The organism is Paracoccus rhizosphaerae (assembly GCF_026162645.1).
GTDB classification, from domain to species: domain Bacteria; phylum Pseudomonadota; class Alphaproteobacteria; order Rhodobacterales; family Rhodobacteraceae; genus Paracoccus; species Paracoccus rhizosphaerae.
Genome location: NZ_JAOTBE010000083.1, coordinates 1 through 13,474, shown reverse-complemented (window position 1 = coordinate 13,474; position 13,474 = coordinate 1). Strand labels below are relative to the sequence as shown.

General features: G+C 65.1%; 9 protein-coding genes and 1 pseudogene. 3 read left to right on the top strand and 7 right to left on the bottom strand.

The window, feature by feature from the left end; all coding sequences use genetic code 11:
* Positions 1–479: 479 nt before the first annotated feature.
* The 3 genes and pseudogenes from OC184_RS17935 to OC184_RS17925 form a co-directional block, all read right to left on the bottom strand.
* Positions 480–2,870: an AI-2E family transporter gene (locus OC184_RS17935; RefSeq protein WP_265508522.1), complete on the bottom strand. Its 2,391-nt coding sequence runs from the start codon at positions 2,868–2,870 to the stop codon at positions 480–482.
* Positions 2,871–3,122: 252 nt separating this feature from the next.
* Positions 3,123–3,519 (bottom strand): annotated as a pseudogene (locus tag OC184_RS17930) (transposase); the annotation flags it as partial.
* 630 nt (positions 3,520–4,149) lie between these two features.
* Positions 4,150–5,517 (bottom strand): dicarboxylate/amino acid:cation symporter, encoded by a 1,368-nt coding sequence (locus tag OC184_RS17925; protein ID WP_265508521.1) that lies wholly within the window; start codon positions 5,515–5,517, stop codon positions 4,150–4,152.
* A gap of 207 nt (positions 5,518–5,724) precedes the next feature.
* Between OC184_RS17925 and OC184_RS17920 the strand changes: the two genes are divergently transcribed.
* Complete coding sequence (locus OC184_RS17920) at positions 5,725–7,392, top strand: sensor histidine kinase (RefSeq protein WP_265508520.1); 1,668 nt, start codon at positions 5,725–5,727, stop codon at positions 7,390–7,392.
* Positions 7,389–8,708, top strand: a complete 1,320-nt coding sequence (locus OC184_RS17915; protein ID WP_265508519.1) for a sigma-54-dependent transcriptional regulator — start codon at positions 7,389–7,391, stop codon at positions 8,706–8,708. Before OC184_RS17920 ends, OC184_RS17915 begins: the two co-directional genes overlap by 4 nt.
* A gap of 55 nt (positions 8,709–8,763) precedes the next feature.
* Here the strand turns inward: OC184_RS17915 and OC184_RS17910 are convergent, their stop codons facing one another.
* A complete protein-coding gene (locus OC184_RS17910) occupies positions 8,764–10,620 on the bottom strand; it encodes a DNA/RNA non-specific endonuclease (RefSeq protein ID WP_265508518.1) in 1,857 nt (618 codons plus the stop codon).
* Between the two features lie 247 nt (positions 10,621–10,867).
* Between OC184_RS17910 and OC184_RS17905 the strand changes: the two genes are divergently transcribed.
* Positions 10,868–11,104, top strand: a complete 237-nt coding sequence (locus tag OC184_RS17905; protein ID WP_265508517.1) for a hypothetical protein — start codon at positions 10,868–10,870, stop codon at positions 11,102–11,104.
* A 375-nt stretch (positions 11,105–11,479) separates the two neighbouring features.
* On the opposite strand, the gene OC184_RS17900 is transcribed toward OC184_RS17905, so the two are convergent.
* The 3 genes from OC184_RS17900 to OC184_RS17890 all read right to left on the bottom strand — a co-directional run.
* On the bottom strand, positions 11,480–11,662 hold the full coding sequence (locus OC184_RS17900; protein WP_265508516.1) for a CsbD family protein: 183 nt from the start codon (positions 11,660–11,662) through the stop codon (positions 11,480–11,482).
* 348 nt (positions 11,663–12,010) lie between these two features.
* Positions 12,011–12,178, bottom strand: a complete 168-nt coding sequence (locus OC184_RS17895) for a hypothetical protein (protein ID WP_265508515.1) — start codon at positions 12,176–12,178, stop codon at positions 12,011–12,013.
* 775 nt (positions 12,179–12,953) lie between these two features.
* Positions 12,954–13,474, bottom strand: a 521-nt coding sequence (locus OC184_RS17890) for a CBS domain-containing protein (RefSeq protein WP_265508514.1), incomplete at its 5' end; no start/stop codon positions are given.

Below are 13,474 nucleotides of genomic sequence, written 5' to 3'. Positions count from 1 at the left end.
ACAGGCTAAGACGCGTGGTCATGCCACAAGGGTCAGACGTCGCGCACCACCCCGCCATCGGCCCTGGCCGGGGCCGGTGACGGGGCCAGTTTAGCAGAACGGAGATACAGAAGGGTCAGGAGCTGGTAAAAAGGTTTAACAGCAGCTTGAAGAGCTCTCTCCGAAGCGAGACCACCAAATAGCGCCCAGGCAGAAATCACCGGTGCTGCCTCTCCGGGGGGCTAGCAGATCCGGTGGCTTCCTGCCGCCGGCGCCGCGGGGATGGGTAGGATCGGCTCGGGGAACTAAGCGCCGTCGAGACGTTGCTGCCCGATTAACAGCCCAAGAAAAAGCACGGGGCGCCCGCTCCGGATCATCTTCATGACGGAGGAAACACCTTGGCGCGATTGCTCGTGAAAAGCCTGTGTTCGCACGAAAAGACAGGTCCGGTCCTTCCGTTCAGCGAATGGATGTCGTTTTCCGATCATGTCTCCAGACAATCAATCGGGAACGCGCTGCCCCAGAATGCTGCGAGGCGCGGCAGGCTCCTCGCGCCGGGGTTCGGGGACCACCGCGTTTTCTTTCGTCATGACGGCGACGACGTCGGCTGCGATCTTGTCGAGCAGGTCCAGTTCCGCATCTTCGATTTGTCGCGGCGAACGATCCACGATGGAGAGCGCGCCCAGGATGTGCCCCTCCAAGGTGCGAAGCGGGACGCTGGCGTAAAAGCGTGCCTGCCACTGCCGCACCGAGGGATTGTCAGAGAAGCGCGGGTCGCGTTCCGTGTCCGGCACGACCACCGGGTCGTTGGATGCGACGACATGACTGCACAGCGACTCAGCGCGTGGCATGTAGGTCATGCTCGGCTGACTTGCAGTCCGCTGTCCTGGCAGGTCCATACTCTGTCCCAAGATGTATTCGGCTTCGGCGTCGAGGGCGGAAATAAAGGCGAAGGTGACGTCGAACACATCCGCCGCGCGCGCGGCCAACTCATCCAGATCCTCGCGCGCATGGCCGTCCAGAATGTTGGTGCGGGCCAGTGCTTCCAGTCGCGCATTCTCGCTTTCGGAGGATGCGGGCAGGCTTGCTGCAGCCATCTGCTCGGGCTGCATCAGCGACATGCGGCGCACGGCTTCGTCCATCGACAGCACGATCTGATCAACGCCGAGAGCTTCGGCCCGATCGGCAAACTCTGCGCCATCAGGTGCGTTCCACAGCGCCAGAGTGATCCGCAAGCCGGGCCAGCGCCGGCGGAGACGACGCACGAAGCCACGTATCGCCGTGTCAGGATCCCGGCTGAAATAGCCGATACAAACTGTGTCGACGCCCTCCAGCTCCAGCCCGTCGACGTAGTGTGCTGTAACGACGCCAGTCGCCCGCAGTTCTGCGGGGACGCCTGCAAGCGCCAGCGCGTGGACCAGCATCTCGGCCGCAATGGCATCGACCTGCCACTTACCGCCGATACAGATCGTAGAGGCGTGGCTGGCCTCAGGGGCAGGGTGGTCCTCGCGCAACTCTTCCAGAAGGCGGTCCATGCCATCAACTACACGCAAGCGATGCTCCACGCGGGCATGAGCGTGATAATCCTCACTGGCCTGGCGCAGGACCTCGAGCCCGATATCGTCGTAGAACGCGGTCACGCTGCTGGCGCTGATCGCCTCTGAGGCAATCTCATAGGCCTCCTCGGGATCGCTGGCGATCAGTCGCTGATAGATGCGCGTCGGAAGATCCAGGGCCGGGGTCGAGCCAAGCAGCGTCTCGAAGAACGCCATCTGAGGCAGGTTGCGGCCCAGGACCAGTAGGCAAACCGTCAGCGGCGTGGACAGGATCAGGCCAAGCGGTCCCCAGAGGGCGGTCCAGAAGGTTGCCGCCGCGATCAACGACAGTGCCGACAACCCGGTCGAGGTCCCGTAGAGAAACGGCTCCACGATGTTGTTGCTGACCAGTTCCAGGAACAGGATCAGAGCCAGTGCCATCAGCACCATCTGCCAGCCGGGATCGACCGCAAAGGCGAGGGCCAGCGGAAAGACGGCTGACAGCAGCGGTCCGACGTAGGGAATGAACCGCATGATCGCGGCCAAGGTACCCCACAGAACCCAACCCGGCACGCCGATGGCCCAGAGGCCGAGCGCCATGGGAATGCCATAGGTCACGTTCACGATCAACTGCATCAGCAGGTATCTCGAGATGCGCTTGCCCGCCTCTTCCAACGCGTCGGTTGACCGGTGCAGGTTGCCGCCCAGCAGCCGGATCAGCCGGTCGCGAAGATCTCCACGGTCCAGAAGCACCAGGAAGACGAAAACGACGACGATGCCAAGCGTTGCCAGTGGCGCAAGCGCGGGTACGAGCCATTCGATCGTCGTCGCAAAGGGAGAGGGGCCGTCGCCCACGACCGTCACCGCCAGCGGCTCGGTCACATTGCTGGGTGCATCCTCCAGCGCGGTCGCCAGCTGCTCCTGCACGGTGGCGATCGTCTGGAAGACCCCATCGAACAGGCCGGGGCTCTCTACCGTCTGACCGAGCGCCGCGATCTTTGAGCGGATGGTCGACTGGTAGGCCGGCAGCTCTGCGCTGAGGACGCTGACCTGCGATGTAATGAGCAGGCCCAGTCCGAGCAGCATTGCGATGACGGTCAGCATGACCATCGACACTGCCGCCACCTGCGGAATGCCACGGCGTACGAGGATGCGGACCAGCGGATTGAGCGCGAAGCTGATCAGGAAGGCGATGGCCAGGGGGATCAGCACATCCTGACCGAAGTAGAGCAGGCTGATGATCACCGTACCCGTGACCAGCCATGCGGCCACACGAACGATGTTGGTGCCACTTTCGGGAACAGCATCGCCGAACTCTGATGTGTCCGACGACTGCTGAGGACGCTGCGATGTCATGATATTCCTCTGATGCGCCCTGAGCAGGGGCAGCGCTCAACCCCCGAAGATAGTGGCAGTTCCGTTCGGAACCAGCTGTGTAATATTCTTGATTAAAGGGCTAGAAAAAACCATGTCTCTGCGCTTCTCGCAGTGATCCTCCTAGATGATCGACACAAAGACATCGAGGTCCCGAGTGGGAGTCGCATTCTTTCGCAACTTTCTAATGGTCTATGCCGGCGCCTCGCGCACAAGGTTGTGTCGCGAATGTGGTGGAAATCGCCCTTCGGCTGCGGCTGCGACTGCGCAAGCCACGTCCGTTTTTTGAGCGCGTCTTGTCGAGAGCCTCCTTGAGGATCTCGACCTCGAGCGTCTTGCGCCCGAGCTGCCGCTCCAGCTCATGGATGCGATCCTTCATCTGGCGAACCACGCGATGGCTGGTCACATCGTCATCTTCGGACACGGCCACGGCACCCCCATCCAGCATCAGGCAACGCCAATGATACAGAAGGTTCGGAGCAACGTTATTCCGGCGAGCGACGACCGAGATGCTGCCGCCGTACTCCAGGGTCTCCTCGACGATCCGCATTTTTTCGGCAGCAGGCCAGCGGCGCCGACGGCCGCCATCGGTGATGATCTCGTAGTCAGACATAAGCACGTGCTTACGCATAGGCCTAAGCCTCCATGATTATGCCCGAGTGGCCGGGCGTGAAGATGGGCCAGGTCAAACGCATTCCCACCAGTCGATGGAAAGGACTGCGCAGCACCGCCTCAGCCAAGCATCGTGGGATCCAGCCGTCGCTTGCCAAGGGATCATATCTCAGCATGAACGACGGCTGGAGATAGCGTGCAATGCCGCTGTTTCGGGCACTGGTCCGAGTATCGGGATCGGTCCATCCGCCGCATCAGCCTGACCCGTGACTTGCAAAAGGCTGGATATGCTGCCGGACGCACTCATGGCTCTGCCGGATGCACGACGCTTTCAGCCCGCCCCTGTCCTGCCGACCAAGCCCGCCATTTCCGCCATGCAGCATTAGGCGTCCATCATGGACGATCTGGCCGTGGTAGAATTGCGGTCCCCGCTGTCAACGACTTGGATATTGCTGCGCTCGATAGCAACGCCGACGCCGTTGATTCTATTGATCCGGCGGCTCAGCTCCTGCGAGCCATGGTGGCCTCAGGACGGCGGAAAGATAGAATTGTTGAGGAAGGACCCAAACGGAATCCGAGATGCCAACTCCTTCAAAAAGGAAAGCGCGCTGCCGAGGCGACGCGCGATCCAGCTGGCATCCGGTCCGGGTCAGTCGGCGCTGCGCTCTTGCAGTTGCAGGCCGGCGGGGGCGACGTCCAGGGTTGGGCGCGGGGCTGCGGCGGTCTGCGGGCGTCCGGCCAGGGCCGCGTCGAACTGGTCGCGGTCCAACGCCCCCTGCCAGCGGCTGACCACCACCGTCGCCACGGCGTTGCCGATGAAGTTGGTGATCGACCGGCATTCCGACATGAAGCGGTCTACGCCCAGGATCAGCGCCATGCCGGCCACAGGCACCGTCGGCACCACGGACAGCGTCGCTGCCAGCGTGATGAAGCCCGCACCCGTGACGCCCGCCGCGCCCTTGGACGACAGCATCGCCACCAGCAGCAGCAGGACCTGCTGTTGCAGCGACAGGTCGGTGTTGGTGGCCTGCGCGATGAACAGGGCAGCCAGCGTCATGTAGATGTTGGTGCCGTCCAGGTTGAAGGAATAGCCGGTCGGCACGACCAGGCCCACGACGGGGCGGGCGCAGCCGGCCTTCTCCATCTTCTCCATCAGCGAGGGTAGGGCGGATTCGGACGACGAGGTGCCCAGCACCAGCAGGATCTCGGCCTTGAGGTACGAGATCAGGCGGAAGATCGAGAACCCGTTGACCATGCAGACCGTGCCCAGGATCACGATGACGAATACGGCCGAGGTCAGATAGAACGTGCCGACCAGGGCGGCCAGGTTCACGATCGATCCGATGCCGTATTTGCCGATGGTGAAGGCGAAGGCCCCGAAGGCGCCGATGGGGGCGGCCTTCATCAGGATGTCCACAACGCGGAAGATCGCGAAGCTGGTCGCCTCGAGCACGGTCAGCACAGGCTTGGCCTTGTCGCCGACCAGGATCATGCCGATGCCGAACAGGATCGCCACGAACAGCACCTGCAGGATGTTCCCCTCGACAAAGGCCGAGACCAGGGTCGTCGGGATGACGTCCAGCACGAAGCCCGTCAGGCTGGTCTCATGCGCCTTTTCCGCATAGCCCGTGACGGTGCTGGCGTCCAGCGTGGTCGGGTCGATGTTCATGCCGCGGCCGGGCTGCACGACGTTCGCCACGATCAGGCCGACGATCAGCGCCAAGGTCGAGAAGGTGAGGAAGTACGCGAAGGCCTTGCCGACCACCGATCCGACGCCGCGCAGCGTCCCCATGCCCGCAAGGCCGGTCACGATGGTCAGGAAGATCACCGGCGCGATGATCATCTTGACCAGCTTGATGAAGCCATCGCCCAAGGGCTTCAACGCCTCGCCGGTCTGGGGGAAGAAATGGCCGATCAGCGCGCCCAGGACGATGGCGACGATGACCTGGAAATACAGGTGGGCATAAAGTGGCTTTGGGGCGGGCGCATCGGGGTGCGTGTCAGCATTCAGGTGCATCTGGTCTCCTCCGACCTGCATGTGTCGATTTCGTGACCATCAGCATAGGCCTGAAGCGACAGATGCCGAAATTCCGGGCGCATGGCAGCAATGCGTTGATTTCATGGCTCAAGTCAGAGCGACACCCCCCGGTCATGTGTGGTTTTCCGCACGGCGTCGCCATGCTAGTGTGGGAATCGAAACACCGGGAAGGGCGAGGCGGGCAGCATGGCAAGCGTGACGGGCGACATGTCGCGACATGATTCGCGGCCGTGGCTGGTCCTGGTCTGCCTGATGCTGGCGGTGCTGATCCCGGCGGCGACCTATCGGCTGACGCAGGCGGCGGCCATGGCCCGCCTGCAGGATACGGCCGCCGTGGCGGCGCAGACGCGGGCTCTGGCGCTGGACAGCCTGCTGGACCGGCAACGCGCCGTCGCGGCGGTTCTGGCGGTCGATCAGCAGGTGGTCGAGGCGCTGCGGAGCCGCGCCCTGGCCGATGTCGCCGTCTCGGCCAAGCTGGATCTGCTGCGCGACGAGACCCAGAGCAGCGTGATCTATCTGCTGGACGCCGGAGGTCGCGCCATCGCGGCTTCGAACTGGGACCAGCCGGTCAGCTTCGTGGGCCACGACTATGGCTTTCGCGAGTATTTTCGCGAAGCCTTGGCCAGCGGCACGGGGCAGGAATACGGGCTTGGGACCGTCAGCGGGCGGCCGGGCCTCTATCTGGCGCATGACGTGCGGGCCGACGGGCAGACGATGGGCGTGATCGTCGTGAAGGTCGAATTTGACGCGCTCGAGGCGGCATGGGCGCGTGATCCGGCGGGTACCTATGTCACCGACGAAACCGGCCAGGTGATCATCTCCAGCCAGCCGCAGTTGCGCTTCCAGCCGCTGCCGCCGGTACCTGACGGGGGCTTGGTGCAGGCGCCGGTGCGGCGGACGGACTGGCGGCTGGCGGTGCAGGTTCCGACCTCGGCCGCGGGTCGGGTGGCGGCGCTGGCGGCGGGAACGGCGCTTCTGGCGACGCTGCTGGCGGGGGTGGCGGCCGCGCTGATCAGTGCCCGCCTGCGCCGCGCCGCCCGAAGGACGCGGGCCGAGGCGGCCTATCGCGCCGATCTGGAACGCGCCGTCGCGGCGCGCACCAGCGCGCTTTCGGACGAGATGCGCGAACGTCAGGCGGCGGAACAGCGGCTGGCCCAATTGCAGTCGGACCTGGTGCAGGCCAACAAGCTGGCGACGCTGGGGCAGGTCACGGCGGGCTTTGCGCATGAGGTGAACCAGCCGCTGGCGACCATCCGTCTGCTGGCCGAGAACGGGGCCGGCATGCTGCAGGACAAGGCGCCCCCGGTGCGAGAGAATCTGGACCGCATCGTCGGCATGACCGACCGCATCGGCCAGATCACCAGCGAATTGCGCAGCTTCTCGCGCAAGGCCACCGGGGCGGTGCAGGCGGTCTCGCTGCGCGATGCGGTCGAGGCGTCGATGATGCTGACGGCCAGCCGCCGCCGGGCCAGCGGCATGGCCTTCGATCTGCCCCCGATCCCCCCCAACCTCTGCGTCCGGGCCGAGGCCGTGCGGCTTGAACAGATCCTGGTCAACCTGCTGACCAACGCGCATGACGCGCAAGAGGGGCGGCCGGATCCCCGCATCCGCATCGCGCTGGACGAAGGTCCCGCCGCAATCGACCTGACGATCAGCGACAACGGCCCCGGTATCTCGGCTGAAATGGCCGCGCAGCTGTTCACGCCCTTCGCGACCGACAAGCCGCAGGGCCTTGGGCTGGGGCTGGTGATCTCTCGCGACATCGCGCGCGACTTCGGAGGAGAGCTGGACGTCCTGCCGCCGGCCGAGGGGCGCGGCGCGGCCTTCCGCCTGACCCTGCCGAGGGCCGCATGACGCCGCCGCTGCGTGTCCGCCTGGTCGATGACGACGACGACCTGCGCGCGGCGCAGCGCCAGACGCTGACCCTGGCCGGGCTGGAGGTCGAGGACTTCGCCGCAGCCGCGCCTGCGCTCGCGGGGCTCGAGGCCGATTTTCCGGGCGTGGTCCTGACCGACGTGCGGATGCCCGGCATGGACGGGATCCAGTTGTTCCGCCGGCTGAACGCGCTGGACCCGGACCTGCCGGTGATCCTGCTGACCGGCCATGGCGACGTGCAGATGGCGGTATCGGCCCTGCAGGACGGGGCCTATGATTTCCTGACGAAGCCTGTCTCCGCGGACCGCCTGATCGCCGCCTTGCGCCGGGCGCTGGCAACGCGCGCGCTGGTGCTGGAAAATCGGCGGCTTCGCCAGCCTTCGCAAGACGCCGCGCTTGCCCATCCCCCGCTGATGGGCGACAGCCCCGCGATCATGCACCTGCGAGAGATGCTGCACCGCGTCGCCGAGGCCGGAAGCGACGCCCTGATCCGCGGTCCCGAGGGCGCCGGGAAATCGGTGGTCGCGCGCGCGATCTATCACCAAGGACCCCGCCGGTCCCGCACGCTGGTGACACTCGACTGCGCCTCGGTCGATGCCTCCGCATTCGAGGTGCTGCTGACCGGGCAGGAGGCCGCGGGCGCCTCTCGGCTGCCGCGCAAGGCGGGCCTGCTCGAGCGGGCGCATCGCGGCATCCTCTGCCTCGAGGGGCTGGACGCCCTGCCGCGGCCCCTGCAGGCCCGGCTTCTGGCGCTGGTCGAAGCGGGCGAGTTCTGGCCCGCCGGCGCCGCCGCGCCACGGCCCCTGGACCTGCAGATCCTGGCCACGACGGCGGCAACTTCCTCGGTAGACCTCCACCAGGGGCTGTTCTATCGCCTCTCGCGCGCGGTTCTTGAGGTGCCGCCTTTGTCGGCCCGCCAAGGCGACGTGCCGGCGCTGTTCAGGCACTTCCTTCAATCGGCTGCGGACCGGCTGTCGCGAAGCGTCCCGCCGCTGACCGACCTGCTGATGGCCCGTCTGGCCGCCCACAGCTGGCCCGGCAACCTGCGAGAGCTTCAGGGCTTGGCGGAAGCGCATGTCCTGGGCCTCGCCCCCGGCGCCAACGACGCGACCGAGGGGCTGCGCCCCCCGCTGCCCGACCTTGTCGCCGCCTACGAGGCTGGGTTGATCCGCGACGCCCTGCGCGAGGCCGGCGGCAACGCGACCGAGGCGATGGCGATGCTGGGCCTGCCCCGCAAGACCTTCTATGACAAGCTGTCCCGCCACGGCATCCGCCCGGCCGACTTCCGCGGCTGACAGGGTCGTCACGCGGGGCGGCGGAAAGGTTGCACGGGGCGAAGACGTCCAAGGATCAACTTGATGTCGGACGCCGCCGCAGGAGCAGGTTGCCGGGTCCGTCCACGGGATGTGCGCGCAAGCCGGCCGCCTCGGCCGGCCCATCCACCAGCGGATCGGCCGCAGGCAGCGCGCCGAAGTCCAGCCCCGTCTCGGCCGCAATCAGCGCCAGAGGCACCTGGTAGGCCTTGTAGCGGCCATAGACGAAAGCGCTCTCCACCAGGCGGCGGATCATCCGGCCCTGCGACAGGACATAGCCGGTCGCGGACAGCTTTCCGGTCTCTGCGTCGATCATCACCGCGATCTTCCAGAACTCCTCGGGGATGGCGACGTCCCTGGCGCCGTCCTGCAGCACAAGGCGCCGGTCGCTGTCGCGAAACACCGGTCCGGTCAGCACCGACAGCCGGAAGCCCCGCGTCTCGGCAGCGCCGAGGATATCGTCCTCGAGCCCGAGCCAGTCCTTCTGGTTCAGATCCTCGTGCTGGGGCGCGCAGTTGGTATAGTGGAAGGTGTCCTCCTCGGCCTGCTGGGCGTGTTCTCCCCAGCCGGGGTCGCGCCGGCGCACCATGTGCCCGCGGTCCAGCGGGTTCCGGCGGTACAGCTCGTTGCCGATCTGATGGTCAGGGTGCAGCCGCCCGTCCAAGCGCCATTCGCCCCGGCGCTTGAGCATCCGCGACTGCGCCCCGTCGATGTTCACCGCCGTCACCAGCGGAAGGCGCCGGTCCGCCGACTGGATGACCGAGAAGTTGCGATATCGCAGGACTCCATCGTCGGCGCCGGTGACGGGAGCGGCGCGCCAGCCGCCAAGCCCCGGCAGCGGCACCAGCAGGTCGCCCGTTCCCAGGAAGCCGGCATCATAGCCGTTCCTGTCGTCGAAGGTGACCGCCGGCGAGGTCGGCGCCTCGCCCGGCAATGCGGTGCCGGGCAGGCGACGGATCACCTCGCGGCGGGCGGCCTCCAGCACGTCGGCGGCGACGGCATGGTTGCTGTCCATGAACCGGCCGGCAAAGTGCAGGCCCACCACCCGCCCATCCTCGAGAGAGACGACCGGCGAGCCGGAGTTGCCGCCAAGCGATGAGTAATCCGCAAGCAGCGTCACGCCGCTGTCGATGCTGTCGGTCACGAAGCCCGGCGCCAGTCGTTTGACGCCATAGGTGCCGCGGAAGATGCGACCCATCAGATTGGGGTCGTTACGGGTCCCGTCCTCGGCCGGATAGCCGATGGCGGCCACCGGTGCGCGATCTCGTGCCAGAGGCGTGCCCATGATTTGCAGCGGCACCGCCTCTGCCTGAGGCGCCACCCGCAGGAAGGCGAAGTCGGGTTCATCGTCGCGGGCGATATAGAGGACTTCGACGACCTCGGCGCGGCTATGCGAGGTCCGACCGGCAAATCCGTGATAATCCAGCCGCGCCTCCATCGCCGCACCGAAGCGGCCTGGCCGCATGCCATAGCCTGTCCGCAGTCGTTCCGCGAAGACCAGGGCGACGTGGCGGTTGGTGACGGCCAGCGTGTCTTCAATCAAGAACCCCGTTCCAGCATAGGGCAGCGTGGCGTGATGGATCAGGTCGACCCGACCGACCCCCGCCGCTGCGCGGATCAGCAGTGCTGCGTTTCGTGTCACCAGGTCCAGAAGCAGGGGGTCGGTCTCGACCGCGTCCGACGTGTCGATCGCATCGTCCGTCAGGAAGAACGCCGGCCGAAGGGCTGCCAGCACGATCGCTTCGGACAGACCGTGCCGGCCCAACGCCTCGACAAAGGGAAGGCCGGGCATCAGCCCCTGCGCCGGCTGCCGGGACAGGGCGCGGTCCAAGATGCGGACGGCACGCAGATCGAAGTCAGGGGTATTTCGGCGGACCAGGTCGATCTGGGTCAAGGGCGGCGTTCCTTCGGGACAAATATCCCCGCATTACACGATAGGAGGGAACCAAGGGGCAAGCCCGGAGGTTGCGGCCGGTGATGAAGACAAATCTACGGAAACCGCCCTCCAATGACGTCTAGGCGACACATCGGCATTCCTGATATGGCAGTTTAAGGTTTGTTAATTTTCAGATTACTTCATCCGGCACGGCCGCTCATTTTTCGCGGCGATTTGCGTGACCGGACCTGCTTGAGAGGTGACGATGTTTGTATTTGACGACCGGACCGACAAGATGCTGGACATTTCCGCAGATTGGTGTGCTGCCACCGGCGAATGCGACTGCAAGGTGGTGGCTCACATGCGTGGAGGACAGGTTGCGGCCGTGACGGTTGAAGATGGCAGCAATATCTCCATGTGCCGCAGCGCCGCCACGGCGATCCTTGGCGACGCAGTCATCCGCCAGATCGAGAAGCCGCGAACTCTGCCTAAAAGCGCTTGACGACCGGCGGCGCTGACGATCATGGTCTTAAAACCAGTCTCAGGGTCTTCAAGACATGCAGAAAACCAGGCACACACCTGCGCCGCCACGATTAGGTCGGTGATAGGCCCGGTGCTCCTTTCGCATGAAGCCAGCTTTTGCGTTCATCTGCTGCATCGCATCAGAAACGACGCGCGACATGCTCTGGCGGAAGCGCCGGTGCCTGATGGCTGTTTGCGCCCTGTGAGCTGCGGCTGCAGTACCTGACATATCCACTGCAGTCGCTGTCCACTGAGACAGAGGGAGCAAGCGTCCAAGTCACCTTCTGGATGTTCCCCGGCGATCCGCAACGGCGGCACCTGCGCTGGCGGAGGTCGAGTGCCGCCGTTGTGAAATCTATTTCCCGTCGTCGTCGCGCAGCGCGTCCTTGATCTTGCCAACGCCCTTCTGGACCTTTCCTTCGGCCTGATCAGCCCGGCCGCTGCGTTCGGTCTCCTTGTCGCCGATTGCCTTGCCGATGGTCTCCTTGGCCGACCCGATGACGTCCTTCGCCTGACCCTTTGTCCGATCCTCGCTCATGTCATTCTCCTGTGTGTGGGAAGCCAGTTCAACCTGCCGGGCCGGGCTTTGTTCCCGCCTGTCACCCTTTGCAGAGACGGAGCCGAGCCGCGGATCGGACGTGCTGATGCCGGATCACCACGTCGATCGCCACGCCTGCCACCCCGACAGGCCAAATTGAATACCATGCTGAACCCCCCTCGCTGGCGCCCGGCGCACCTGGACGTCGAACGTAGGTGCTGGCAAAGAACGGCAACATGTCGGCTCCGGCCGTCCTCTTCGCGCTGGAGCAGGTCCTGGGGGAGGGCGCTTCGGGAACGCTTCTGATCATGGCGCTCGGCCCGGGTTTTACCCTATTGGTCCTGCCAATCAACATTCCATGACTTCGCTTCCTTTCCCGCGCTGGTTTTCATTGCCTTTTTGCTGCTGCAACACGGTGCCGAACTGGTGTTGGCGCGGTACAACACTAGCCGCCTGCTGGCCCGCGGTGCTGTGGAACGCGGTGCCGGCCATTGTTCCCTTGTCGTGCTGCTGCACGAGTCCTGGCTACTACGATCGCCGTTCTTGGGTGGCCCAATCCGGCCCATCTTGGGTGACTGGCCGCCTTCGCGACGCTTCAACTTCTGCGGGTCTGGGTTGTAGGCAGCCTAGGTGCGCGTTGGACTACGCGATCGTTGTGCTGGACGAGCACCTGGTGTCGCGCAGCCCCTATTGTTGCCTCCCCCATCCGAACTACGCGTCGTTATCGCCGAGATCATCGTTGGCCCGTTAGTCCTGTCTGTGGCAGGTCGCGGCGGTTTCAACATTTTGAAGCCTATCGCCTCGTTCATTCGAATCCGCTCCGAATGATGTCCGATGGAACTGAACACGGCAAATGAGTGATCTCTCCAACAAATTGCCACTGCCCTTCGGGGAATGTGGGTCCACATGGGCCAGATATTGCCGTCATCGGCGGGCGGAACCCGGGACAGGCTCGGCCTTTGCATTGGGCGAACGAAGGCAGGGCTAAGCACGAAGCTGAAGGCCTTGGCGTTGGTTGGCCGCTTCCTCCGGACGGGTCAATCGCAGACCAGAATCAAGATGCCGATGGACCCGCGCCGAAGGCAGCGGGTCGCGGGAGAACTATTCCGTGGGATCGACAACACGGGGCTCGGCAGACACCTCAGGGTGCATATCGGCAGCGTCAGTCGCGCGCGGCGATCAGGAGGCTTGGAGAAGAAGGTCCATCAGTGGCGCACAGGATAGAGGCGCTTGTTGGTCTCCTCGGCATATCGCCGCAGGCAGTAATGTTCACTGAGCGTCCCGAGGAGGCTCATGTCGGCGCCGACGACGGCCAGTGTGTCTGCCTCGCTGCGGGCAAATGCTTCATCGCGTCGCGCGCAGTCTGTTCTGGGCGCAGCCAAGCGGACTTGTAGCGCGCGAGGCTTCCGACCCGTTCCTTCGGATGATGCTCGTCCGAATGCAGGTCAGTCAGGTGGCACATGCCCCCATAGGCCGTCCGCTCGTCAAGCAGAGGGACCGCCCTGGTCGCCCCAAGCGGGAAGCGCCGCCGTGCCGCGGCGATCGTGGCGCTGGTCGACAACGTGCCGGACGGACGCCGCATCACGCGTCCGACCGTCAGATCGCGGATCCAGCCCACGTTCGTGGCCGACCGGATGCTCTCACCCCTCAGGTGGAAGCGCCACGTCGAGAAGCTGAAGCCGGAGAAATGGCGTGGACCTGCACCTGTTCCGTTCCGGTCTTCTGAGAGCGATGCTCTCTTCAAAGGAGACAGGATATGGCAGCGACACACAGCGAGGAGTTCAAGCGTGATGCGGTTCGCATCGCGCTCAC